Annotated in this window: 28 protein-coding genes; 16 read left to right on the forward strand and 12 right to left on the reverse strand. The window is 69.9% G+C overall.

Features of this window, described 5'->3' with window-relative positions; genetic code table 11:
- Window positions 1–23 precede the first annotated feature (23 nt).
- On the reverse strand, window positions 24–887 hold the full coding sequence (gene vph, locus HKK74_RS26170; protein ID WP_187245995.1) for a viomycin phosphotransferase: 864 nt from the start codon (window positions 885–887) through the stop codon (window positions 24–26).
- 50 nt (window positions 888–937) lie between these two features.
- Complete coding sequence (locus tag HKK74_RS26175) at window positions 938–1,330, reverse strand: hypothetical protein (RefSeq protein WP_187245996.1); 393 nt, start codon at window positions 1,328–1,330, stop codon at window positions 938–940.
- 259 nt (window positions 1,331–1,589) lie between these two features.
- Between HKK74_RS26175 and HKK74_RS26180 the strand changes: the two genes are divergently transcribed.
- Genes HKK74_RS26180 through HKK74_RS26190 form a run of 3 tightly spaced genes read left to right on the forward strand, consistent with a single transcriptional unit; the run spans window position 1,590 to window position 3,830 of the window.
- The gene (locus tag HKK74_RS26180) at window positions 1,590–2,576 is read left to right on the forward strand and encodes a WD40 repeat domain-containing protein (RefSeq protein ID WP_187245997.1); all 987 of its coding nucleotides are present in this window, start codon (window positions 1,590–1,592) and stop codon (window positions 2,574–2,576) included.
- 50 nt (window positions 2,577–2,626) lie between these two features.
- The gene (locus HKK74_RS26185) at window positions 2,627–3,223 is read left to right on the forward strand and encodes a PadR family transcriptional regulator (RefSeq protein ID WP_187245998.1); all 597 of its coding nucleotides are present in this window, start codon (window positions 2,627–2,629) and stop codon (window positions 3,221–3,223) included.
- Window positions 3,210–3,830: a GyrI-like domain-containing protein gene (locus HKK74_RS26190; protein WP_187245999.1), complete on the forward strand. Its 621-nt coding sequence runs from the start codon at window positions 3,210–3,212 to the stop codon at window positions 3,828–3,830. The genes HKK74_RS26185 and HKK74_RS26190 overlap by 14 nt, the downstream gene beginning before the upstream one ends.
- A 166-nt stretch (window positions 3,831–3,996) precedes the next feature.
- Here HKK74_RS26190 and HKK74_RS26195 read toward each other — a convergent pair whose 3' ends face one another.
- Window positions 3,997–4,398, reverse strand: a complete 402-nt coding sequence (locus tag HKK74_RS26195) for an NUDIX hydrolase (protein ID WP_187246000.1) — start codon at window positions 4,396–4,398, stop codon at window positions 3,997–3,999.
- A 259-nt stretch (window positions 4,399–4,657) separates the two neighbouring features.
- Between HKK74_RS26195 and HKK74_RS26200 the strand changes: the two genes are divergently transcribed.
- Together HKK74_RS26200 and HKK74_RS26205 are read left to right on the forward strand one after the other, a co-directional pair.
- A complete protein-coding gene (locus HKK74_RS26200; protein WP_187246001.1) occupies window positions 4,658–6,316 on the forward strand; it encodes an NAD(P)/FAD-dependent oxidoreductase in 1,659 nt (552 codons plus the stop codon).
- A gap of 98 nt (window positions 6,317–6,414) precedes the next feature.
- Entirely contained in the window at window positions 6,415–7,833 is a 1,419-nt protein-coding gene (locus HKK74_RS26205) for an ATP-binding protein (RefSeq protein ID WP_187246002.1), read from the forward strand.
- Between the two features lie 67 nt (window positions 7,834–7,900).
- Here HKK74_RS26205 and HKK74_RS26210 read toward each other — a convergent pair whose 3' ends face one another.
- Window positions 7,901–8,314, reverse strand: a complete 414-nt coding sequence (locus HKK74_RS26210; RefSeq protein WP_187246003.1) for an MmcQ/YjbR family DNA-binding protein — start codon at window positions 8,312–8,314, stop codon at window positions 7,901–7,903.
- A 78-nt stretch (window positions 8,315–8,392) separates the two neighbouring features.
- Here HKK74_RS26210 and HKK74_RS26215 point away from each other — a divergent pair, with 78 nt between their 5' ends.
- Window positions 8,393–8,902, forward strand: a complete 510-nt coding sequence (locus tag HKK74_RS26215) for a GNAT family N-acetyltransferase (RefSeq protein ID WP_187246004.1) — start codon at window positions 8,393–8,395, stop codon at window positions 8,900–8,902.
- 46 nt (window positions 8,903–8,948) lie between these two features.
- Here the strand turns inward: HKK74_RS26215 and HKK74_RS26220 are convergent, their stop codons facing one another.
- A complete protein-coding gene (locus HKK74_RS26220) occupies window positions 8,949–9,146 on the reverse strand; it encodes a DUF397 domain-containing protein (protein WP_187246005.1) in 198 nt (65 codons plus the stop codon).
- Window positions 9,137–9,541 carry a DUF5753 domain-containing protein gene (locus HKK74_RS26225; RefSeq protein WP_187246006.1) on the reverse strand — a complete coding sequence of 135 codons (405 nt, stop codon included), beginning with the start codon at window positions 9,539–9,541 and terminating at the stop codon, window positions 9,137–9,139. The genes HKK74_RS26220 and HKK74_RS26225 overlap by 10 nt, the downstream gene beginning before the upstream one ends.
- A 98-nt stretch (window positions 9,542–9,639) precedes the next feature.
- On the opposite strand from HKK74_RS26225, the gene HKK74_RS26230 reads away from it, so the two are divergent.
- The 4 genes from HKK74_RS26230 to merT all read left to right on the forward strand — a co-directional run bounded on the left by HKK74_RS26230 (window position 9,640) and on the right by merT (window position 11,594).
- Window positions 9,640–10,020 carry an ATP-binding protein gene (locus HKK74_RS26230; protein ID WP_187246007.1) on the forward strand — a complete coding sequence of 127 codons (381 nt, stop codon included), beginning with the start codon at window positions 9,640–9,642 and terminating at the stop codon, window positions 10,018–10,020.
- Between the two features lie 424 nt (window positions 10,021–10,444).
- The gene (locus HKK74_RS26235) at window positions 10,445–10,798 is read left to right on the forward strand and encodes a hypothetical protein (protein ID WP_222722743.1); all 354 of its coding nucleotides are present in this window, start codon (window positions 10,445–10,447) and stop codon (window positions 10,796–10,798) included.
- Window positions 10,795–11,253: a MerR family transcriptional regulator gene (locus HKK74_RS26240; protein WP_187246009.1), complete on the forward strand. Its 459-nt coding sequence runs from the start codon at window positions 10,795–10,797 to the stop codon at window positions 11,251–11,253. Before HKK74_RS26235 ends, HKK74_RS26240 begins: the two co-directional genes overlap by 4 nt.
- An 11-nt stretch (window positions 11,254–11,264) precedes the next feature.
- On the forward strand, window positions 11,265–11,594 hold the full coding sequence (gene merT, locus HKK74_RS26245) for a mercuric ion transporter MerT (RefSeq protein ID WP_187246010.1): 330 nt from the start codon (window positions 11,265–11,267) through the stop codon (window positions 11,592–11,594).
- Window positions 11,595–11,598: 4 nt separating this feature from the next.
- Here merT and HKK74_RS41045 read toward each other — a convergent pair whose 3' ends face one another.
- Together HKK74_RS41045 and HKK74_RS26250 are read right to left on the reverse strand one after the other, a co-directional pair.
- Window positions 11,599–11,721 carry a hypothetical protein gene (locus HKK74_RS41045; protein ID WP_281398022.1) on the reverse strand — a complete coding sequence of 41 codons (123 nt, stop codon included), beginning with the start codon at window positions 11,719–11,721 and terminating at the stop codon, window positions 11,599–11,601.
- Window positions 11,722–11,929: 208 nt separating this feature from the next.
- Complete coding sequence (locus HKK74_RS26250) at window positions 11,930–12,445, reverse strand: ArsI/CadI family heavy metal resistance metalloenzyme (RefSeq protein WP_187246011.1); 516 nt, start codon at window positions 12,443–12,445, stop codon at window positions 11,930–11,932.
- 179 nt (window positions 12,446–12,624) lie between these two features.
- Between HKK74_RS26250 and HKK74_RS26255 the strand changes: the two genes are divergently transcribed.
- Window positions 12,625–12,990, forward strand: a complete 366-nt coding sequence (locus HKK74_RS26255; protein WP_187246012.1) for an ArsR/SmtB family transcription factor — start codon at window positions 12,625–12,627, stop codon at window positions 12,988–12,990.
- Between the two features lie 192 nt (window positions 12,991–13,182).
- Here the strand turns inward: HKK74_RS26255 and HKK74_RS26260 are convergent, their stop codons facing one another.
- Both HKK74_RS26260 and HKK74_RS26265 read right to left on the reverse strand, forming a co-directional pair.
- The gene (locus HKK74_RS26260; RefSeq protein WP_187246013.1) at window positions 13,183–13,920 is read right to left on the reverse strand and encodes an aquaporin; all 738 of its coding nucleotides are present in this window, start codon (window positions 13,918–13,920) and stop codon (window positions 13,183–13,185) included.
- The gene (locus HKK74_RS26265) at window positions 13,917–14,213 is read right to left on the reverse strand and encodes an ArsR/SmtB family transcription factor (RefSeq protein ID WP_376771557.1); all 297 of its coding nucleotides are present in this window, start codon (window positions 14,211–14,213) and stop codon (window positions 13,917–13,919) included. Before HKK74_RS26265 ends, HKK74_RS26260 begins: the two co-directional genes overlap by 4 nt.
- A gap of 127 nt (window positions 14,214–14,340) precedes the next feature.
- Between HKK74_RS26265 and HKK74_RS26270 the strand changes: the two genes are divergently transcribed.
- From HKK74_RS26270 to HKK74_RS26285, 4 genes are all read left to right on the forward strand, one after another.
- A complete protein-coding gene (locus HKK74_RS26270; RefSeq protein WP_312881769.1) occupies window positions 14,341–14,760 on the forward strand; it encodes an arsenate reductase ArsC in 420 nt (139 codons plus the stop codon).
- Window positions 14,761–14,861: 101 nt separating this feature from the next.
- Window positions 14,862–15,470 (forward strand): helix-turn-helix domain-containing protein, encoded by a 609-nt coding sequence (locus tag HKK74_RS26275; RefSeq protein ID WP_246491992.1) that lies wholly within the window; start codon window positions 14,862–14,864, stop codon window positions 15,468–15,470.
- Window positions 15,467–16,015 carry a GNAT family N-acetyltransferase gene (locus HKK74_RS26280; RefSeq protein ID WP_187246016.1) on the forward strand — a complete coding sequence of 183 codons (549 nt, stop codon included), beginning with the start codon at window positions 15,467–15,469 and terminating at the stop codon, window positions 16,013–16,015. The genes HKK74_RS26275 and HKK74_RS26280 overlap by 4 nt, the downstream gene beginning before the upstream one ends.
- Before the next feature lie 269 nt (window positions 16,016–16,284).
- Complete coding sequence (locus HKK74_RS26285) at window positions 16,285–17,700, forward strand: multicopper oxidase family protein (protein ID WP_222722744.1); 1,416 nt, start codon at window positions 16,285–16,287, stop codon at window positions 17,698–17,700.
- Window positions 17,701–17,715: 15 nt separating this feature from the next.
- On the opposite strand, the gene HKK74_RS26290 is transcribed toward HKK74_RS26285, so the two are convergent.
- Complete coding sequence (locus HKK74_RS26290; protein WP_187246017.1) at window positions 17,716–19,431, reverse strand: IlvD/Edd family dehydratase; 1,716 nt, start codon at window positions 19,429–19,431, stop codon at window positions 17,716–17,718.
- A 145-nt stretch (window positions 19,432–19,576) separates the two neighbouring features.
- Between HKK74_RS26290 and HKK74_RS26295 the strand changes: the two genes are divergently transcribed.
- Window positions 19,577–20,605: a zinc-dependent alcohol dehydrogenase gene (locus HKK74_RS26295; protein ID WP_312881772.1), complete on the forward strand. Its 1,029-nt coding sequence runs from the start codon at window positions 19,577–19,579 to the stop codon at window positions 20,603–20,605.
- A gap of 109 nt (window positions 20,606–20,714) precedes the next feature.
- Here the strand turns inward: HKK74_RS26295 and HKK74_RS26300 are convergent, their stop codons facing one another.
- Entirely contained in the window at window positions 20,715–21,587 is an 873-nt protein-coding gene (locus HKK74_RS26300) for an alpha/beta hydrolase (RefSeq protein ID WP_187246018.1), read from the reverse strand.
- Window positions 21,588–21,715 lie beyond the last annotated feature (128 nt).

Below are 21,715 nucleotides of genomic sequence, written 5' to 3' on the forward strand. Positions count from 1 at the left end.
GCCGCCAACGAAGCCGTATGCGCTCAGCGGTAGCCGGTCAGACCGTCCGCCAAGGCTGCCTCGTCGCCGTCGCGGCGTGCGTAGAGAGCCTGCTGGAGCGCGAAGGTGCCGCGGATCGCGGCGACGCGGGCGCCCATGCTCTTCTCCGACCAGCCGCCCAGCGCGAGCACCCGGCCCAAGAGGTCATCGCCATGACCGGTGCTGATGGCCGCGAGATCCTCGGCTGGATCACCGAGGGCGACCTCATCCCAGTCGATCACTCCGGTCAGCCTTGGCCGCCCACCGGTGAATTCCCAGAGGATGTTCGCACCGCCCAGGTCACCGTGTACGACCGCCCCGGTGAGGTGGGGAAGGCCGCCGAGCGCCGCGAGCTCCCGCTCGGCGCGTCGCCGCCCGCTGCCGGACATGAGTACGAACAGGTCGGCGCGGACGTCGGCCGCGAACCGCTGCCACCGATCTTTCGGCGCATGCGGCAGTGCCGCTCGTACCTTCTCATCGGCACCTGCGCGGGCCAGTCCGGCCAGCAACGTGGCGTACTCCACAGCCACCGCCTCGGCCACCTCGGAATCCACGAACGTGCCGAACTCCAGCGGCGCTCCGGGGATTCGGCCGAGGACCAGGAACGGCGGCTCACCCGTGCCCTGCGCACCACCCTCGAACAGCGGCTCGGGCGTACGGAAGCCGAGGTCGAGCTCGGTGAGCACCCGCAGCACGGCCGCGCGCTCATGCAGTCGGCCGGCCGCCGCCTTGGTGCGGGCGAAGCACACGACCCGGTCCGAGCCCATCACCACGTCATGAAACTGTCCTCGCCGGAGGGTGAGCTCGTCGAGTGCGTCGTCGGGCAGCAGCCGACCCAGCAGGGCACGATGCGCCTCTATGCCTTCCATGGTGCGGGACTCTCCATGTTTCAGCATCGCGTTGCTGCACTGGGGAGTTCTTAGGGCAGCGGGAGTTGATGGGGCCATTGGCAATCGTCATCTTGGTGGACGAGCTTCCCGGAAGCGAAAACGGCATGGTCTGGCCTCCACCCGTCACGGTAGTCCGGGTCACCGGCAAACGGCAGCGCCAGGGACCGGACATGCAGGCATGGCCATTCTTCGACGTTGATGTGGACGTAACTGGCGAAGAGCGAGCCAGGGGGAATCTGCGAGCATGTTGCGCAGCCCGTGAACGTTGCCCCTCGCGTCTCTGCACGGCCACCGCCGCCCTCAAAATATGCGGCCGACATCCGCTTCGGTTCATGGACGACGAGCCGCGCAAAGCCGGTCTCGTCGAGCCGTATCAGCAAGAAGTCGAGCAACTCCTCCACGAAACGGTTGTAGCGAGCCACTCCGAGATTGTCCCATGAAGCGAATCAATTTCGGGGTGACGCGCCGCAGAGCCTGGCTGCCAACACCCACGACAGCCAGGCTCTGGTGCCGCGTTCAGGGCATCCTGCCGTTCCGCACGCCGAGGACCGCGCCGACGCCGCGACGACCCAGCGGTGGCGGGTCCCACTTTCAGGTTGAGTTCCCCCAGACAGAGTGGGCGTGTGTTTTAGTGGGCTGTTGTTCTTTTGGAGCGTTCTCACAAATCCGTGGAGCAAGCCGTTGATCGAAGTTCTGACACCACTGCGCACGATTGAGATCGAGCGGGCGCGCATGCCCGAGGCGCGTGCCATTCTCCCTGACGGGGATACCTGCGTGGTCATCGACGACTACGGTCGATTCTTCACCGTGTCGCTGTCCACCGGCGACGTGGTCCGGGTGAGGTCCCGCTCGGCGGGCTCCTTGGGCTCAGTGGCCCCGGATGGTCGGCTGATGGCCACGAGTGCGCGTGCCTTCGGCCAGTACCACGTCCAGATCTGGGATCTGGCCCGCTGGACGGTGACCATGGAGCTGCCCGGGCACGCCCACCCGATCCAGGCCGTGTCGGCGGCGGGTCGGATCGTGGTCACTGCGGCCGCGGACGGGACGCGGGTGTGGGATCTGGATGATGGCTCGTGCCGGTTCACGCTGCCGGGTACCGAAGAGGTGCTATGGGTCGCGGTGTCCCCTGACCAGCGCCACGTGGCCACGATGAGCTGGGATCGTTCGGTCGTGCTGTGGGATCCATGCACAGGAGCGCCGATACGTACGCTGCGGGCCGCCGACCCTCGCGTCCCCCCGCTGCGATCTCCCGCGAATGACAATGGGATCTGGATCCGTACCGTGCTGATGGACTCGGTACGTGGTCGCCTGCTGGTGGCCGATGGTCAACTATGCGCGGGCGACCTCAACGGCCAGCGCCCGCTCACGAGCTGGGGCGCGATTCCTTGGAGCCCCTGGGCTGCCTGGGTCCCGGAAAAGGACATCCTGCACACCTGCCTGGCGGCACTGAACCCGGTGGACGGGATCGTGGCGGTCGACTACGGCGGACGCGCCTACCTCCTTGACCAAGGCGGGCAACCGCTCGCGGTAATGGGGCCAGAGCCCGGGCCGGGCCAGGTGCCGGTGCGCACCATGACCTTCGCCCCGAACGGCCGGCTGGTGTGCTCCCGTGCCGGCACCTTCGCGCCTGTGGAGGTGTGGCCGGCGGTCTCAGAGCTCATGGGATGAGGCAACCACCCCAGGGGCCCACGCGTCTATTCTAGTACTAGAATAGACGCGTGACTGCCGACCTGACGCCCGCCGAGCTGACTTTGCTTGGCTTGCTCGTGGAGAAGCCGAGACACGGCTACGAACTGGACGAAGTCATCAGCACCCGCGGTATGCGCGAGTGGACCGAGATCGGCTTCAGCTCGATCTACTACCTGTTGGCCCGACTCCGTGACCGTGGCCTGATCGCCGAGATCGACACGTCGCGAGCAGCGCGGGGAAAGGCCCGCCGGATATACGAGCCAACGGCCGAGGGGCACCGGGCGTGCGCGCGGTCGGCCGAGGCGGCGGTGGCCGAACTCCGGCCGGTGTTCCCGCCCATCCTGGTCGGTCTGGCCAACCAGCCGGTCATTCCGCCCGAGCGCCTCCGGGTCGCGCTCGACCGGCGGGCCGCAGCCCTGACGGAGAAGATCACCACCATCGGCGCGGCCCGCGACGCCCAACCTGAGCTGCCCGGTTTCGTCCGCGCCATCTTCGACTACGCGCTGGGCCAGCTGGCCGCCGAACAACAGTGGCTGGCCGCCTACCGGGCGGAACTGGCCGAACTCGGCAACCAATCTCCCAACAAGCCCCCCGCCAGAAGGACAGACGGCCATGACCCGCTATGACGTCAAACGAGAACTCAAGCAGTGCTATGCGCCAAGGAACACCGACTGGGCGCTGGTCGACGTGCCCGCACAGCAGTTCATCGCCGTCGACGGGCGCGGCGATCCCAACACCAGCGCCGACTACGCCCGCGCCGTCGAGGCGCTCTACGCCGTCGCCTACACGATCAAGTTCACCAGCAAAGCCGCCCTCGGCAGGGACTTCGTCGTCGGGCCGCTCGAAGGGCTGTGGTGGTCCGACCGCCCGGAGGTGTTCACCACCCGCGCCAAGGACGCCTGGCACTGGCGCATGCTCATCAGCCAGCCCGACTGGATCACTGACGACCTCATTGACGAGGCCAAACAGGCCGCGCTAGCGAAGAAGGGCCTCCCCACGATCGCCGACATCCGCCGGGAGACCCTGAAGGAGGGCACCAGCGCCCAACTCCTGCATGTCGGGCCCTACGACGACGAAGGACCCGTACTCGCCAGGCTCCATCGCGAGTACCTCGCCGCCGACAACCTGCGAATGTCCGGGCACCACCATGAGATCTACCTCAGCGACCACCGCCGAACCGAGCCCGCCAAACTCAAGACCATCCTCCGACAACCCGTTCGGACGGCGAACTAAACGCAGTGACGACAACAAATCGCCGGATTCTGTTACACCCTTTGATCAAACCCGGTGAACGTTCGTGGTCACCCACGACGCCGAGTTCGACCGCTGGGCCAACAAGGTGTGGCTGGTCGGGGCGGGCGATCGGATCGGTTGCTGGGTCGCGTGTGATCGGTAGGTGTCAGTCGAGCAGGCCGGTTTGGTGCAGGTGGTCGAAGATGAGCTGGTCGACGGGGGACACGCGGTGGCGATCGGCGTGGGTCAGCCAGATGAGTTCTTCGATTTCGCTGCTGGGGGTCGGTGTTCCTTGGTGGTCGGCGGTGTAGCAGGTCATCTGGACGGTGATGCCGTCGGGGTGGCCGTGTGCCTGTGCGTGGAAGGTGCCCAGATGTGTCGCGCTGGCCGGGATGATGGTGACGGCGAGTTCCTCGTCGATTTCGCGGATGAGGGTGTCGAGATCGGTCTCGCCGGGTTCCCGTTTGCCGCCGGGGAGGTAGTAGACGTCCTTGCCGCGTGATCGGGTGCTGAGGACCCTGCCGTTCTCCAGGCGGATCCATGCGATCTTGTCGATGGTCGTGGTCATCGTCGGTCGATCCTTTCTGCGGGGGCATGCGTGAGGCCTCAAACGATCACCGGGAAGCTACACCCCTCCTCGTGGTGAGCCGGTGGCCACGCCTACGAGCCGGGGCGATAAGGCGCCGTTCACCCAAACGACAGGGGCTTTGCCTTCGCACCGGAGGTCGGAAATCCGACTACACGATCAACGATGCCTGTCATTCGACGGCCACCTAACCAGGGGGTCCGTGTTGAGCGGCTGGGCGTTGTCTGCTGTCATCGGACCTATGACAAAACCGGTAATCGTGACGGTCGATGACGATCCGGTAGTGTCCCGGGCGGTCGCCCGGGACGTTCGCCGCCGGTACGGCGATCGTTATCGCGTGGTCAGGGCCGGTTCCGGTCCGGCCGCGCTCGACGCTCTGCGTGAGATCAAGTTGCGCGGCGAGCGGGTCGCGGTGCTGCTCGCCGATTACCGGATGCCCGAGATGAACGGGATCCAGTTCCTCGAGTCGGCGATGGACCTGTTCCCGCTGGCCCGCCGGGTGCTGCTGACCGCGTACGCCGACACCGAGGCGGCCATCGACGCGATCAACCTGGTCGATCTCGACCACTACCTGCTCAAGCCCTGGAACCCGCCGGAAGAGCAGCTCTACCCGGTCATCGATGCCCTGCTGGACGCGTGGCTGGCCACCCCGGACGGGGATATCGCCGAGACCCGGGTGATCGGGCACCGCTGGTCGGCGCCGTCGTTCGCGGCACGCGACTTCCTCGCCCGCAACCTCGTGCCGTACCGGTACCTGCAGGCCGACGATCCGGAGGGCGAGCGGCTGCTGGCCGCCGCCGGGGTGGACGCGAGCGAGCTGCCGGTGATCATCACCACGGACGGCGAGACGCTCGTGACGCCGACCGAGACCGAGCTGGCCGCGCACGTCGGGCTGAGCACCACGCCCACGGGTGATTTCTACGATCTGGTCGTCGTCGGTGCCGGCCCGGCCGGGCTGGGCGCGGCCGTCTACGGCGCCTCGGAGGGGCTGCGCACCGTGCTCGTCGAGCAGCGGGCCACGGGTGGGCAGGCCGGGCAGAGCAGCCGGATCGAGAACTACCTCGGCTTCCCCGACGGAGTGTCCGGTGCGCAGCTGACCGAGCGCGCTCGCCGGCAGGCGCTGAAGTTCGGGGCCGAGCTGCTCACCACCCGCGAGGTCGTCGGGCTGGAGCCGGCCGGATCGAGCCGGCTGCTGCGCTTCGGCGACGGAACCTGCCTCGCGACCCACGCGGTCGTGCTCGCGACCGGTGTCTCCTACCGCATGCTCGAAGCGCCGGGCCTGGCCGAGCTCACCGGCAGCGGGGTGTTCTACGGCTCGGCGTCGACCGAGGCGCCGAGCTGCTCCGGCGAGGAGGTCTACATCGTCGGAGGTGCGAATTCGGCGGGCCAGGCGGCCGTGCACTTCGCCCGGTACGCATCCAGAGTGCACATCCTCATCCGCGGCGGCGACCTGCGCAGGTCGATGTCCCAGTACCTCATCGAGCAGATCGAACGGATCGGCAACATCGAGGTGCACACGTATGTCGAGGTGGCCGGCGCCGAGGGCGCCGGGCGGCTGGAACGGCTCACGCTCCGCGACCCCCGGTCGGGCGAGACGCGCACCATCGACACCTCCTGGCTGTTCATCTTCATCGGCGCACAGCCGCGTACGGACTGGCTGGAGAAGGTGGTCCACCGCGACGAGCGCGGTTTCGTGCTGACCGGGCCCGATCTGGTCACGGCGGGCGAACGACCCGCGGGATGGGCCCTTCCCCGCGATCCCTACTACCTGGAATCCAGCGTCCCTGGTGTGTTCGCCGCGGGCGACGTACGGTCGGAGTCGCTCAAACGCGTCGCGTCGGCGGTGGGGGAGGGCGCGATGGCGGTCGCGCTGGTCCACCGCTACCTGGCGGCCCAGTGAAAGCCGGCGCAATGAACTGCGGTACGGCGTTGTTGAAGGGGCAGGAGGCCGAGTGAACCGGCGGCGCGGCGCGGTGCGAGGCGGAATGAGGCGGCGAGATGACCGGTGAGCGTGAGCGGCTGACCACGGAGGAACTGCACACCCTCTTCCTCTTCGAGTCGCTCAACGGCGACCAGTTGGAGCAACTCGCCGAGCAGGGCAGACGGGAGAGCCGGCCGGCGGGCGACCTTGTGTACGCCCAGGGCGATCCGGCCACCTGCTTCTACGTGGTGCTGAGCGGTACGGTCGCCATCACCCGGCGGGTGCACGGCGAGGAGGTCGAGACCACCCGCACCGAGCAGCGCGGGGTGTACGGCGGCGCGACGCAGGCCTACCTCGGCGACCAGGTCGATCAGGTCTACATCAACAGCCTGCGGGCGATCACCGACACCGAGCTGTTCGTCCTGCCCGCCGAGACCTTCGCCGCCTCGGTGCGGGAATGGTCGCCGATGGCGATGCACCTGCTGGAGGGCCTGTTCTTCGGCATGCGAGAGAACCAGACGATCGTCGGGGAGCGGGAACGGCTGGTCGCGCTCGGCGCGCTGTCGGCCGGGCTCACCCACGAGCTGAACAACCCGGCCGCCGCAGCCGTACGGGCGACGTCGGTGTTGCGCGAGCGGGTCGCGGGAATGCGGCACAAGCTCGCGATGATCGCGGACGGCCGGTTGGACGGCAAGCGGCTGCACGGGCTCGTCGAGCTGCAGGAAGAGGCGGTCAAGCACGCTGCCGGCGCTCCGGAGCTGTCGGCCCTGGAGGCCTCGGACGCCGAGGACGAGGTTGGCGACTGGCTCGATGAGCACGGAGTCGCGGGAGGCTGGGATCTGGCGCCGACGCTGGTCGCCGGGGGCCTCGACGCGCCGTGGCTGGAACGGGTCGCCGGCACGATCGGCACGGAGAACCTCGACAGCGCCGTGCGGTGGCTGACGTACACGATCGACACCGAGCTGCTGATGTGCGAGATCGACGACGCGGTGACGCGCATCTCCGGGCTCGTCGGCGCGGCTAAGCAGTACTCCAGGCTCGACCGGTCCCCGCACCAGACCGCCGATGTGCACGAACTCCTCATCGCCACCCTGGTCATGCTGCACGGCAAGTTCCCTGCCGGGATCAAGCTGGTCAAGGAGTTCGACCGCGGTCTTCCGAAGATCCCTGCGTACGCCGCCGAGCTCAACCAGGTGTGGACCAACCTGATCGACAACGCGATCGGCGCGATGGGCGAGACGGGGACGCTCACCGTGCGCACCGGCCGCGTCGACGACCGGATCTTCGTCGAGGTAGCCGATACCGGGCCCGGCATACCGGCCGAGATCCGGCCACGGATCTTCGAGCCGTTCTTCACCACCAAGCCGGTCGGTGAGGGCACCGGTCTCGGACTCGACATCTCCCACCGCATCGTCGTGCGGCACCACGGGGAGATCCGGGTGGAGTCCGCGCCCGGCGACACCCGGTTCCGGGTGTACCTCCCGATCACAGGCTGACGGCTCCTCGGTCCGGTCGCTCGTCAGCGGGCCGGTCGGCCGGCGGGCGGTAAGTCGGCGGGCCGGGTCACTCGTCGGGTCGTTCGACCAGCGCGACCAGCTTCCTCGGTGCCAGGACGCAGTAGCTCTCGGTGAGGAGCTCCGCGACCTCGTCCCAGTCGACTCCGGTGTCGAGCACCATGCCGACGACATCGGCGCCCCATGGGAGCAGGAAGTACGGATGACCCGCGCTGCGCAGCGCGTTGCGTTCCGCACCGGATGATCGGAACGTCAGCACGGTGATCGGGCCGTCGGCCGCCGCGGCCCGGGCGTACGACGGCGGCCGTCCCGAGTCGATCACGAGGACGTGGGCGAAGGTCCGCTTGCGGATCCGCCAGCGCGTGCCCACCCACGCAGGTTCCTCGTACGCCTCCGGCAGCCCGAGGCACACCGACCGGAGCCGGGTGACGATATCGGGCGGGGCGTCCGCCGGTTCGGTCACCCATCCCTCCCGTGTCAGTGCGCGCGGCCGCGCCCACCGGCGCGTTAGAGAATGGATCTTTTTATTACATTGGTCGACATGACGACCGAAGAGGCGGCCGTGGAGGTTCGTCCCGCACGCGCGGAAGACGCCGAGGCGGTGGCGAGGATCTGGTGGCGCGGATGGCGCGACGGCCATCTGGGAAACGTTCCGGCCGAGCTCGTCGTGGCCCGCACGCCCGAGTCGTTCGGAACGCGCGCCGCGCAGCGCGTCGGCGACACGGTGGTCGCGGTCGCCGGTGACGCGGTTGCGGGGTTCGTGATGGTGGTGGACGACGAGGTCGAACAGGTCTACGTGTCCGAAGATCACCGCGGCACCGGCGTGGCGACCGCCCTGCTCGCCGAGGCGGAACGTCTCGTCGGATCGAACGGCCACCGGCGAGCGTGGCTGGCGGTGGTCGCGGGCAACGCGCGAGCCCGCAGGTTCTACGAGCGGAACGGGTGGACCGATGAGGGCCCGTTCGACTATCCGGCCGCGGGTGCCACCGGGCCCATCCTCGTTCCTTCGCACCGCTACGCGAAACACCTCGCCGAGCACCCGGAATGCTGAGACCGGGCCCTCGTCAGACCTTTCAAAGTGGTTGGTGAGATCAGCGCTATGGGGTCAGCCGCCCGGCCTTGATGTCCGTGAGGAGGCCCTCGAACGCCTCGCGGCTGAAGGAAAGGATTCCGCCCCGCGGGTTCTTGCTGTCTCTGACCGCGATGTGACTGGGAAGCGCCGCGACCTCGACGCACTGCCCCCCGTTGTCGGTGCTGCGGCGCGACGTGCGCCATTGGGCGCCTGTCAGGTCCATTTCCGTTCCGCCGTTCTGGTGATGAGCTCTATCGACATGTCCACGGGCAGTGCCTGGGAGCGAATTCTGTCGAATGACTCGTTGAGGGTCGTGAGGGTTTTCGGGTCACCCATCGTCATGCCGAGAGCGGCCGTCTCCACATAAGCTACCTCGGACCTGTCGTCCAGAGTAGCGAGCACGAACGATCCGGAGATGCCGCGATGCTGGCGGGAGGGGACGATCTGAACGCTCACGCGATCGGATACCGAGGCGACGAGATGTTCGAGCTGTTCACGCATCACCTTGGGGCTACCGATCTCGCGATAGAGCACGCCCTCGTCGAGTACGCAGACCAGGTGAGGCGGCGGCGGATTCTCTCTGGTGAGGATGCTCTGACGGGTCAGGCGGGCCGCCACCGCCGCGTCGTCGGAGTGGAGTAAGGCCGCCGCGTAGAGTGTTTCCGGGTGGAGTGCGGTCGGGCACGGCGTCTCCGGGTGCGGTATCTCGCGGGACGATGAAAGCGCGGTTCTCTTTCGTCGCGACGCCCGATCGGGTCACGGAGGCGCGGACGCTCACCGAGGTCACGCTGATGAGCTGGAGTCTCCGTCCCTTCGTGGAGAACGCGAGACTGATCGTTTCCGAGCTCGTGACGAATGCCGTGGCGGCGACGCCGGGAAAGGTCGTGCTGCTGGTACTGGCGCGGGAAGAGGACGCCGTTTCCCTCGGCGTCTGGGACTCCGACGACACCACGCCCGCCATTGGCGGAGAAACGCCGCCGAGCCCGAACGCGGAATCCGGCAGGGGCCTTTATCTGGTCGGAATGCTCAGCGACGAACACGGATCCCAGCGCGTCGAGACCGGCGGAAAAATAATGTGGGCGAGGTTGCGAACATGACGAAGTACTCGAACTCTCCGGACCTTCCCACCGGCGCGCGTCCGCGACGGGATGCCTCGGGCGTCGGCGGGCGAGGCGTCTCCTGGATCCGCGGGCGAAGTCCTTCGGGCAATTGATCGAGGCCCGGAGTCTCCTATAGCTACGGTGAGCCGCAAAGTGCGTGTTAGCCGAGGTGGGACGTGAGTCGGTCAGCTCTTTCCGTCGGCTGGGCCGTGGATGATGCGGTGGATGGTGGAGCGTCCGACGCTGTACTCGGTGGCCAGGTCGGCGAGGGAGACCTCGCCTTCGGCGTAGCGGCGGCGGATGGAGCGTCGTGCGGGCTCGGGATCGGAACAGTTCGCGGAACAGCTTGCATCCGGTACCGGGGTACAGGCTTACCGTCGGGGTGTGGCCGCAGCAGGGGTGGCCGGGACGGAGCCGGGTGATGGCTGGGTCTGAGGTGCCGATCATGTGCACGTTGTCGCCGAACCGGATGGTGGATCGGCTGACGGAGTTCGAGAGCCTGTTCGCCCGCGGGCTGACGGGGGTGGAGCGCGAGCCGCTGTTGCTGCGGCTGACGTTCGACGCCGACGCTCGGCGGGAGGCGGAGATCCGGGACCTGTTCGGTCAGGAGGAGCAGTGCTGCGCGTTTCTGGGCTTCTCCTACGCCAGGACCGAGGCCGGGCTGGTGGTGGAGGTGACGGCGCCGCAGGACGCCGACCCGACGCTGGACGGGATGCAGACGCTGGCGGAGCGGAACGCGCCGCCGGAGACCGTCGCCCGGACGTGGGCCGGATGAGCGGCCCGTATGAGGGGCTGCGGTCCAGCGAGGTCGCACAGGCGGCCGGGGTGAACCCGCAGACCCTGCGCTATTACGAACGTCGCGGCCTGCTCGCCGAGCCGGAGCGGACGCTGGGCGGGCACCGCCTCTACCCTGCCGAGGCCGTCACGGTCCTGCGGGTGATCAAGACGGCGCAGCGGCTCGGGTTCACCCTGGAGGAGGTCGCCGACCTGCTGGAGACCGGGACGCATCAGCACGGGCGCCGTGACGCGGGCCTGCTGGAGCGGGCGCGGCTGAAGCTGATCGAGGTCGAGGAACGCATCGCCGACCTGGAGATCATCCGCGCCACGCTGCGGGAGGCGATCGACGCCGGCTGCGACGACCTGATCGCCTGTGCGGGGCAGCCGTGCTGTCCGCTTCCGTTCGCCGACCTCGCCCACCCCGACCGCCCCACCCAGCGAGACCAGGAGTGAAGGAGCTTCGGATGACGACGTCCAAGACCGGCACCGGCCTCGGCGCGCTGGCGGCGGTGGCGTGCGTCGCCTGCTGCGCCCTCCCGGTGCTGATCGCCGCCGGGGTCCTGTCGGGTGGGACGGCGGTGTTCCTGGCCGACCGGATGCCCGCCATCGCGGTCGTCCTGGCCGTCACGGCCGCGGCGGCGTTCGGGTGGGCCGGCTACCGGCGGTCCCGCCGTCCCGGCTGCACCACCGCTGGAACCACCGGGACCGGTGGGAAGGGCGGGTGCAGTGGCGGGAGCGACTGCAGCTGCACGGCCGCCGACACCGCGACGGTGGGGAAGAAGGGCGCGGGTTAGCCGATCACGATCGTGGCGTGATCGTGGCCGCCGGTGCGGGCAGGAGGCGGGGGACGACCCGCACGTAGATCACCATGCCGACGACCTCCACCAGGGTCTGGGCCACGACCACGACCGCGGCAATCACGATCTCTCCGGCAGGGCCAGCGCCAGGGGAGCACGACCAGGGAGTTGCGGGTCGCGCCGGTGAACACGATCGCGGGCCGTCGGGCGCGTCCCGACCTTTCGTTCCGATGCTGGAATCGCCGCCCGAACACCGCTGGAAAGGGGAAGCGGCCGCATCCGAAGCGGACGCGGCCGCCGGGCGACCGGAGTCGGTGGCTCTCGTGTGCGGGTCAGCTGCTGCAGCCGCATCCGGCGGCGGCTTTGGCCTCGGCCGGAATCTGGGCGGGGTCGATGACCTGTTCGTCGGGGGTGCAGCAGGCGGTGGTGCCGCAGCAGGCGTCGCTGTCGGCGGCGGGTGCGGCGCTCTTGCCGAGGGTGTCGGCGTCGGCCTTGACCACGTACACCTCCCAGGGTTCGTTGCCGGGGCCGGTGACCCACACCTTGTCCTGCAGGGCGTAGCAGCAGGAGGTGTCGTTCTCCTCGAAGGTGGCCAGGCTGGCGTCGGAGAGCCGCTGGGTGGCGTCGGTGACCTGGCCGGAGTCCTCGACCTCGACGCCGAGGTGGTCCATCCGGGTGGGCTGGCCGGCTTCGCCTTCGATCAGGACGAGCTTGAGCGGCGGCTCGGCGATGGCGAAGTTGGCGTAGCCGGGCCGCAGCTTGGCCGGTTCGGCGCCGAACAACTTGGAGTAGAAGGCGATCGAGCCTTCCAGGTCGGAGACGCGCAGGGCGAGCTGGACTCGAGACATAGGTGATTCCTCCTTGGGGTGCGGATCGAACTCCGGGTCGGTGTCTTGGCCGAGGTGGAGGCCGAGGGCGACAGCCGCGGCCGCGCCGGGCCCGTCTCAAGCTCCTTGTTTCGATGAACTTCTAATCAGGAGATGCCTTGAGTTTGCCTCCGTGTATAGATAGATGTCAAATTAGATGCATGTCTAAGTTGCTGGATGTTGAGGACGTCTCCGCGTCGGCGTGCTGCGCGCCGCTCAGCGGCCCGGTGATGGGCGAGGAGGAGGCGGCCGAACTGGCGAAGGTGTTCAAGGCGCTGGCCGATCCCGTGCGGTTGCGGCTGGTGAACCTGATCGCCTCGGGACCGGGCGGCGAGGTGTGCGTGTGCGATCTGACCGGGGCGTTCGAGCTGACCGCGCCGACGATCTCCCACCATCTGAAGGTGCTGCGCCAGGCCGGACTGATCGAGGGCGAGCGACGCGGGACCTGGGTGTACTACCGGGTGATCCCCGAAGCGCTGACCCGGCTGTCCGGCTTGTTTGCGCTGCCCGCTCTCACCTCGGCCTGACCGACACCCGAATGCGCGGCCATGGCGGTCACCGGACGGTCACCGGCGCGTGGTGACCAGTGCGCGGCCGGCGGCGCGGGCCTGCTTGCGGAGCCGGGTCAGGACGTGGCGGGTGTCGGCGCCGACGCCGTGCGTACCTGCTGCCCGCCCACCGGCCGATAAGACCGGAACGCCGTACCGTACGGCTGCTGATCAGCGCCGCACGAGCACCCGGCCCGGGTAGAAGATCAGCACCAGCGCCGCGCCGATGGCCGCGCCTGCCAGCTGGGCGATCACGAAGCCGGGGACGGAGGCGGGCGCGATCCCGGCGAAGGTGTCGCTGAACGCGCGGCCGATCGTGACGGCGGGGTTGGCGAAGGACGTCGAACTGGTGAACCAGTAAGCCGCGCCGATGTAGGCGCCGACCGCGGGCGCGGCCAGTGCGGTCCGTTCTGTGCGGACCAGCGAGAAGATCAGGATGATCAGCCCGAGGGTGGCCACGACCTCGCCGAGCCACAGGTGCGCCTCAGCGCGGTCATGGTGGGAGGCCGTGACCGCCGACAGGTCGAACATCAGGTTGGCCAGCACGGCCCCGCCGATCGCCCCGGCGATCTGCGCGGGAACGTAGGCGGCCAGGTCCCGTAGGGGGCGGCCCTGCAGGAGGCAGTCGGCGGCCGTGACGACCGGGTTGAAATGCGCGCCGGACACGGGGCCGAAGATCAGGATGAGCGCGGCTAGGCCGAACACGGTGGCGGTGGAGTTCTCCAGCAGCTGCAGCCCCACATCGTGGGGGGACAGCTGCACGGCCATGATCCCCGAGCCGACGACCACGGCCACCAGCAGCGCGGTGCCGAGGAGTTCGGCCAGCGCCCGGCGCGCCAGCGGCAGCTGCCGCGGCTCGATGGCCGCGTCCTGGCCGGGTGCGGTGGTCAACTCCGGCGGGGCGGTCATGGGCAGGGCCTCTTCTGGTCGCTGGAGCGGGCGGCGGTGCTTGCGAGTTCGCCGAGCTGGGCGGCGAGGGCCTCGATGGCGTGGGGGCGCAGCCGGTAGTAGACGTAGCGGCCGGACGGTTCGGTGTCCACGAGCCCGGCGCGGCGCAGGGCGCGCAGGTGGTTGGAGATGTTGGTCTGCTGCGCGCCGGTCTCCTCCACGATGTGGCACACGCACAGCGACTCCCGCGCCAGCAGCGCGACGATCTGGGCGCGCAGCGGGTCGGCCAGCAGCTTGAGCGTCTCAAGATCCAACGCATCAGTTTCCGCTGATGTCATCATGGGCTGTTACGTTAGCAGTGCCGGTTCGCGCAGGCCACCGGCCCGGCGACCCGATCACCCGGCCTGATCGCCCGACCCGTCACCCGAGAGGAATCCGCTGGTGTCCGAGAAGCCCGTGTCCGACAAGCCCAGTGTGCTGTTCGTCTGCGTCCACAACGCGGGCCGGTCCCAGATGGCCGCCGCCTTCCTCACCCACCTGGCCGGCGACCGCATCGAGGTCCGCTCCGCGGGCTCGGCCCCCGCTGAAGCCGTCAACCCCGCCGTGGTCGAGGCGATGAGCGAGGTAGGCATCGACATCGCCGCCGAGGTGCCCAAGGTGCTGACCGTCGAGGCGGTCCAGTCCTCGGACGTGTGCATCACCATGGGCTGCGGCGACGTCTGCCCGGTCTTCCCCGGCAAGCGCTACCTGGACTGGACCCTCGACGACCCCGCAGGCCAGGGCGTGGAGGCCGTCCGCCCCATCCGCGACGAGATCCGCGCCCGCGTGGAGAACCTGGCCAAGGAACTCCTCGACACCTGACCCTCCCTGGCACGCGGCAGCCCCCACCTCGAGATTCGCTGCCGGCCCTTGACGCCGGAGACATTGCCTCAATGAGGATTGAGTCAATCATGGTTGAGATAATGAGTCTTGAGGAGCGGGCCGCGATCCACGCGGCCCTGGCCGAGCCCGCCCGGCTGGCGGTGGTCGACGCCCTGGTGCTGGGTGATGCCTCCCCTGGCGAGCTGGGGCAGGCGCTCGGCCTGCCGTCCAACCTGCTGGCCCACCACCTGAAGGTGCTGACCGAGGCCGGGCTGGTGCAGCGCGCCCGCTCCGAGGCCGACCGGCGGCGCACCTACGTGCGGCTGGTGCCCGCCGCGCTGGCCGGGCTCAACTCCGCGGTGTCGGTGCTGACCCGGGCTGCCGCCCGGGTGGTGTTCGTGTGCACCCACAACTCCGCCCGGTCTCAGCTCGCCGCAGCCCTGTGGAACCAGCACGGCCGCCGCCCCTATGCCACTGTCCCCGCCGCCTCGGCCGGAACCGATCCCAGCCCGCGGGTGCATCGCCGCGCCGGCTGCACCAGCGACACCCTCACCGCCAACGCCTACCAGGAGCTCCTTCAGCAGGCCGGATTTGCCGCCATCACCATCACCCCGACCAGTTGCGCCGACGACGGCCTGCGCTCGGCCATCATCCAAGCCACCAAACCCGGCATCCCGGCCCCGGGCGACAGCGCACCGGACCCGCAATGACCCCCCCGGCGCATACCGAACCGGCTGGGCCGGACGGCATCGTCATCCGGCCCATGACCCCGCGCGACGCCGACCAGGTCCTGGTGATCTACCAGCTGGGCCTGGACACCGGTCACGCCAGCTTCGAGACCACCGCCCCCACCTGGCCCGCCTTCGACACCACCAAGCTGCCCCACCACCGCTACGTCGCCACCCGCACCGGCGCCGGCCCGCACGCACCCGAGCAGGTACTGGGCTGGATCGCCGCCACCGCGGTGTCCGACCGATGCGTCTACGCCGGCGTCGTCGAGCACTCGGTCTACATCCACCCCGGCGCCCGCGGACGCGGCGTCGGCGCCGCCCTGTTGAACGCGTTCGTCGCCTCCACCGAGGCCGCCGGGATCTGGACCATCCAATCGGGGATCTTCCCCGAGAACACCGCCAGCCTGCGCCTGCACCATGCCGCCGGGTTCCGCACCATCGGCACCCGCGAAAGGATCGGCCGCCACCACGGACGGTGGCGCAACGTCGTCCTCATCGAACGCCGCAGCCCCACCGTGCTGTAGCAGCCGATCCCCTTCAGACCACGTCCTACCCGCACACGGGGGCTTCCTCAGCCACCACCTGCGCCTAGGTCCAGGCGGGTGTCCATGTCCAGGCGGAACCGGCCGTAGGGATTGACGTGCGCCCAGAACAGCGGGACAGGGCGCGCCGGTCCTCGGCGGTGATCCGGGCCGGCCGCCGACACTCACGGTTGTCACTTGCCTACTTTGGGTAGTGATGTCGCAGGGGGGGTTCACCTCTTGCGATATACCGCTTTCATTCGGGGGTTGTGGTGCGATCTTGGGCTCGGGCATCCGGCTTCGCGGTCGCCGCGATGATCGCCCTGGCCGGCATCGGCGCCTGCGACGTCGGCGAGACGGCACTGGTGCGCAAGGCCGCCCAGGTGCCTCAGGGGGCGCCGCTGCGTGATCCGCCGCAGTACGTGAGCGGCAACGGCGTGCTGCGGGTGCGCATCGTGGTGGAGCGGCGGCAGGTCCGGGTGGCCGGCCGCACGTTGTGGGCGCTGACCTACAACGGCTACTACATGCCGCCGACGCTGCGCCTGCAGCCGGGGGACCGGATGGACTTCACGATGGTGAACAAGGTCCACCCGCTCACCAACCTCCACGTGCTCGGGTTCGAGGCCACGCCGGTGCGCGGGTCCGACGCGTTTCTGCACATCCAGCCGGGCCAGACCTTCCATCACGTCTTCCGGTTCCCGCGCACCCTCATGCCGGGCACGTACTGGTACCACTCGTACGCCCAGCCGCCCATGGCGACCGAGGCCACCGACGGCATGTCGGGCATCATCGTCGTCGACGGGCTGCGCCGGCACCTGCCGCCGAATCTCCGCAACATCACCGAGCGCGTCATCGCGTTGAAGGACGTCCAGGGGGCGGCCGCCCCGGGGCGCGGGCACGACGTCCGCGGCGGCGCCGGGATCGGCGGCGCGGTGAACGGCCAGATCAATCCGGTGATCCGGATCCGCCCGGGCGAGACGCAGTTATGGCGGCTGGCCAACATCAGTGCCGGCGACTACTACCGGCTGCACCTTCGCGGCCAGCGCTTCCAGGTGATCGCTCAGGACGGCAACCCGGTCGAGCGGATCTGGTCCGCCGACTCGCTGGTCATCCCGGCGGGTGCGCGCTACGACGTGCTGGTCGAGGGCGGCCGGCCGGGCCATACCGAGCTCGAGACACTGCCGTACAACGCGGGGGCGGCGGCGGGCCGCTTCCCGCACCGCACCCTGGCCACCGCGGTGTCCGCGGGCACACCCGTATCGTGCGCCGCCCTGCCGGTCACGTTCGCGACCATGCGCGATCTGAGCCAGGAGCCGGTCGCGGCGCACCGCACGGTGGTGTTCTCGCCCGACCGGACGGCGAACCGGTTCTTCGCCATGGGCCGCTACTTCAACCCCGAACGGGTCGACATCCGGTCCCGGCTGGGCACGGTGGAGGAGTGGACCGTACGCAACCCCACCGACGCGCAGCAGGCGTTCCACGTGCACACGAAGGGGTTCCAGCTGATGAGCGTCAACGGCCGGCCGCACAACGCGCACAGCTGGCAGGACACGGTCACCCTTCCTGAGCGCGGACACGTCGTCATCCGGCTGCGGTTCACCGGGCACCCGGGCAAGGTGGTGTTCCACTGCGCCATGCGGAGCCATCAGGACATGGGGATGATGGCGGTCCTGCAGATCGTGAAGTGACCGCCGGGTGAGCCGTCAGTGCGACTCGCGGCTCACCTGGTGCCCACGGGAACCGACGAGGAAATCCAGGTCGGCGCCCCGGTCGGCCTGCTGGACGTGATCGACGTACAGGCGTTCCCAGCCGCCGACGGGGGCGGCGTAGGCCGCCTTGGACGCCTCGGCGTCGCCCCGCCGGCCGAGTTCGTCGGCCGGGACCTCCACGTCCAGGCGGCGCCCCGGGACATCCAGGATGATCATGTCACCGGTACGGACCAGGCCCAGCGGACCGCCCGCCGCGGCCTCCGGCGCCGTGTGCAGCACGACGGTGCCGTAGGCGGTGCCGCTCATGCGGGCGTCGCTGATCCGCACCATGTCGCGTACGCCCTTCGCCAGCACCTTGGCGGGCAGCGGCATGTTGCCGACCTCGGGCATGCCGGGGTACCCCTTCGGCCCGCAGCCGCGCAGCACGAGCACGCAGGTCTCGTCCACGTCGAGGTCGGGGGAGTCGAGGCGGGCGTGCAGGTCCTCGACGCTGTCGAAGACCACGGCCCGGCCGCGGTGGCGCAGCAGCTCGGGTGAGGCCGCGGCGGGCTTGATGACGGCACCGTCCGGCGCCAGGTTGCCGCGCAGCACGGCGATCCCCGCGTCCGGCCGCAGTGGGGCACCGCGAGGGCGGATGACCGTCTCGTCCCAGATTCGCGCGTCTTCGAGATGGTCGACGAGCGGCCTGCCGGTGACGGTGAGGGCATCCGGATCGAGCAGGTCACGTACCTCGCGCAGCACGGCGAGCAGCCCGCCGGCCCGGTGCAGGTCGTCCATCAGATGCCGGCCGGACGGCTGCAGGTCCACGAGCAGGGGTACGCCGCTGCCGGTGCGGTCGAAGTCGTCGAGGCCGAGGTCCACGCCGAGCCGGCCCGCGATCGCCAGCAGGTGGACGACCGCGTTGGTCGAGCCGCCGATGGCGGCCAGCGCCACGATGGCGTTGAGGAACGAGGAGCGGGTCAGCACATCGCTCGGGCGGCGGTCCCGCTCGACCAGCTCCACGGCCAGCCGGCCGGTCTCGTGGGCCTGCTCGAGCAGCCGGCTGTCGGGCGCCGGCGTACCCGCGATGCCGGGCAGCGTGGCGCCGAGCGCCTCCGCCATGCAGGCCATCGTCGAGGCGGTCCCCATCGTGTTGCAGTGGCCCCGGCTGCGGATCATGGAGGACTCGGACTCTAGGAACGCCTCCGGGGGCAGCGTGCCGGCCCGGACCTCCTCGCTGAGCCGCCACACATCCGTGCCGCAGCCGAGCGGCGCGCCGCGGAAGTGCCCGGTGAGCATCGGCCCACCCGGCACCACGACCGCGGGAAGGTCCACCGAGGCGGCCGCCATGAGCAGCGACGGGATGGTCTTGTCGCAGCCACCGAGCAGGACGACGCCGTCGATCGGATTGGCCCGGAGCATCTCCTCGGTCGCCATCGCGGCGAGGTTGCGCCACAGCATCGCGGTCGGGCGCACCTGCGTCTCGCCGAGGGAGAGGACCGGCAGGTTGAGCGGCGTGCCACCGGCCGCCCAGATGCCGTCCTTCACGCTCGCGGCGACCTCGTTGAGGTGGGAGTTGCAGGGCGTGAGGTCGGACGCGGTGTTCGCTATCGCGATCTGGGGTCGTCCGCCGAGGGCCGATCCCGGCAGGCCACGTCGCATCCAGGCCCGGTGGATATAGGAATTGCGGTCGTCGCCGGAGTACCACTGCGCGCTGCGGAGCTCGTTCACACGATCAGAGCTTCTTCCCGTTGCCGGAACGCCTCTACGATCACGAACATGCCCGACATTAGTTCTATCCCGTCGCCCAGAGAAGACGTCTCCGGGTTCACCCTCGGGCCCGGTCAGCGCCTTAGCCGGGTGGGGTGAGCGCGTCGTGAGCTCGGATTCGATGCGGGCGTTCGTCCTGCACGGCCCGGGCCGGGGTGGCGTCGAGCGGGTCCCGGTGCCGGTCGCCGAACCCGGCCAGGTCGTCGTCGACGTGGACCGTGTCGGTGTCTGCGGCACCGACGTCGAGTTCTTCACCGGCGAGATGGCCTATCTGCGCGACGGCCATGCCGCCTATCCGATGCGGCTGGGCCACGAGTGGTGCGGCGTGGTCTCGGAGGTCGGAGCGGGCGTCGACACCGGCTGGCTCGGACGGCGCGTCACCGGCGACACGATGCTCGGCTGCGGGCACTGCCACCGCTGCCGGAGCGGGCGCCAGCACGTGTGCGAGCGACGGTACGAGATCGGCATCCGGGGCGGCCGGCCCGGTGCGCTCGCGGAGCGGCTGGCGGTGCCCGCCACCGCCCTGCACGCGCTGCCCGACGCCATCGGAGCCGTCGCCGGTGCGATGGTGGAGCCCGGCGGCAACGCGCTGCGCGCCGTCGAGGCCGCTGCCCTGGAGCCGGGGATGCGCGCGGTCGTATGGGGGCCGGGCGCCATCGGCCTGCTCGCCGCCAGGTTCGCCGCCGCGCACGGCGTCGAGGTGCACGTGGTCGGCCCGTCGCCGGAGTCGCTCGAGCACGCGCGCGCACTCGGCGTGGACAGGGCCTGGACGATCGACGATCTGCCGAGGCTGCCGTACGACGCAATGATCGACGCCACCAACGACCGGAGCGTGCCGGCGGCGGCGCTCGACCTCGTCGAGCCCGGTCGCCGCGTGGTCTACATCGGCCTGTCGTCGCGGCCCAGCACGATCGACACGCGGATCCTCGTGCTCAAGGACGTCACGGCGGTGGGGATCCTCAGCGCCTCGCCGGGGCTCGCGGGCGCCATCGAGCACTACGCCTCCGGGTTGGTCGATCCCGAACCGCTGGTCGCCGCGACCGTCGGGCTGGCCGGGACAGGTGACGTGCTCGCCGGCCGGCGACCTCCGGGTGCGGGCCCGGGCCCGAAGATCCACGTGGACCCCCGCCGCTGACCGGCCGAGCGGCGTGTCATGCCGGTGGCTCAGCCGAGCTGCCGGCCGAGGAACGCCAGCTGGGCGGGGACGCGGGGCTGACCGCCGAGCGGCGTGTCACGTCGGTGGCTCAGCCGAGTTCCCGGCCGAGGAACGTCAGCTGGGCGGGGGCACGGCGCTGCCAGTACGTGTTGTCGTGGCAACCGCCGAAGAGCCCTCCCGCCGGGTTCCCGAGCCCTGCGCGCAGGCGTCTCGCCGTCCCGGTGAAAGGATCACTGCGCCCGCAGTCGACCCACGTCGGAATCCCTCGCAGGCGGCCGAGCGCCGCTCGCACGTCATGCCGGGCGAAGTCGTCGGCGTCGTCGAACGCCCGGGTGTTGGTCGCCCGCGCGTCGTCATAGGACGTGAAGACGGCCGGTGACGAGGCGACGATCGCGCCCACCCGCGACGGCCCGAGGGACTGGCCGAGGAGCAGCGCACCGTACCCGCCCATCGACCACCCCATCACCCCGATCCGGTCGGTGCGCAGGCCCTCCCGGCGCAGCCGGGGCAGCACCTCCGCAGTGATCATCCGATGCGGGTCGTCACCCGAGGCGCGCGGATGCCAGTACATCTCGCCGCCGTCGACGCCGACAACGGCGAAGGGCGGAATTCCTTGGGCGTGGGCCTGGGCGAGGTGGCGGTCGAGCGCCTGCGTCAGCACGCTGCGCGCGTCGCCGCCCCAGCCGTGCAACGCGATGACCACGGGCAGCGGGCCCGCCGCCGTGGCCCGGGGTGTCGCGATCACCAGGCGGACGTCCCGGCCGCGGGCCGCCGACCGGAACGTCTCCTGCCGTACGGTCGCGCGTGCCGCGGGCACCGGCGGGGCGTCCCCGCACCGGCCCAGCGCGCGATCGAGCGGGACCTTGCCCGGCAGCACGTTCGCCTCGACCAGCCCCACGCCCGATCCGGCCGCCCCGAGGATGCCCAGCCCGCCTGCGACGAGAAGCCCACGCCTGTTCATCAACGAACCCCCACGATCAGCCGGCCACCTGGTGACTACGACGACCCGAACCGGCCAAGGGTTCGCCACCGGCCTCGTTGACTCGCGGCGTGTCGGGGTCTTCACGCGGCATGATGCCCCGACACGCC

It is taken from the genome of Actinomadura alba (assembly GCF_014323705.1).
GTDB classification, from domain to species: Bacteria; Actinomycetota; Actinomycetes; order Streptosporangiales; family Streptosporangiaceae; genus Actinomadura_C; species Actinomadura_C alba.